Consider the following 1,161-nt stretch of genomic DNA (forward strand, 5'->3'; position numbering starts at 1 on the left):
CATCACGGAGACCGAGCAGAAGGCCTTCGATACCACGGCTCGCAAGCTCTATCGCTTCCTCATGCAAGCTCAAGAACCGTAGTCACGTCAAGAAAACGACCCACAGATTTCCCCGACGAGCCTTTTTTCTAAGCGGTCACGCAGGTCGGCGACGAACCGAAAAAGAGCCCGCACATGAGTTGTGTGCAAGCTTCGGGCATGTCATAGGCGTCAATGTCTATAACGGGCCTTTGGGGTATCCATTTAACCGGAGTCATGCTGCCTCCACGGCCGGTTCTGCCGAGGGCGGTCCAAGCTTGGAGGAAGCCCGCGTTTCCCCGGCGGCTTGGGTCGCTTGGCTTTGGGCCTTTTCGTCCGCGCGAGGTCCTGGTAGCGCACTGGGTCATGTGCAACGGCGAGTTCCAGGACTCTGTAGAACAGCATCCCGCGGTTACGTGAGCCGCGGCGGTTGAAGCGAAACACAAACTCATTGAGGTAGCTGGGCAAGTGCGCGGCGTCTACCGCTCCCTGGTGGGTGCCGAGCAGCCAGCGTTTTGCCAGGGACGCGATCCGATGCACGCCTGGCAGCAGCGCGCCCGGGTCTTCGCCACGCGCGCTGGCTGCCCGCTGGCTGCGACGGTCATGGATGTAGCCTTTCTTCTCCAATCCTCGGTAGCTCTGCCAAGCATCGGTGATCACTGTTGCCCCCGGCTCGACATTCGTCGACACGAAGGCTAGCAGCGACTCCGCCGAGGCATCCGCCACGGGTGCCATGCGGCAGCGGCCGAATCCCTTGGGCTCGATGAGCTCGACTGCGACGCACGTCAGGACCTTCTTCCCTTGGGCACGCCCTCCAGGTAACCCGGGATCGAGCCCGCCGATGTACGTTTCGTCCACCTCCACCTTGCCGCGCAGGAGTTCCCGATCGGGACGAACCAAGATGGATCGCAGCCGGTGCAGCATCGCCCAAGCCGTCTGGTACGAACCGATCTCCAAGGTGCGCTTCAGACTTAAGGCCGAGATTCCGTCTTTGCCGGAGGCGAAGTTCCAGCATGCAGCGTATCCGTCAGCAGAACCCGTGTTGACCTGGGAGTACTGCTCCGGCAGGTCATTGGCGTTGTGGTGGCTGCGGATGCTATGGCATCACGGCTGACGATCTGATGTCAGAACTGATAGCCACGG

The 1,161-nt window shown here is 61.3% G+C and carries 1 protein-coding gene; it reads right to left on the reverse strand.

The window, feature by feature from the left end; all coding sequences use genetic code 11:
- Positions 1–243 precede the first annotated feature (243 nt).
- Positions 244–1,113: an IS1595 family transposase gene (locus tag DN412_RS42900; RefSeq protein WP_115216999.1), complete on the reverse strand. Its 870-nt coding sequence runs from the start codon at positions 1,111–1,113 to the stop codon at positions 244–246.
- Positions 1,114–1,161: the final 48 nt, after the last annotated feature.

This window comes from Cupriavidus lacunae, assembly GCF_003353055.1.
Classification (GTDB): domain Bacteria; phylum Pseudomonadota; class Gammaproteobacteria; order Burkholderiales; family Burkholderiaceae; genus Cupriavidus; species Cupriavidus lacunae.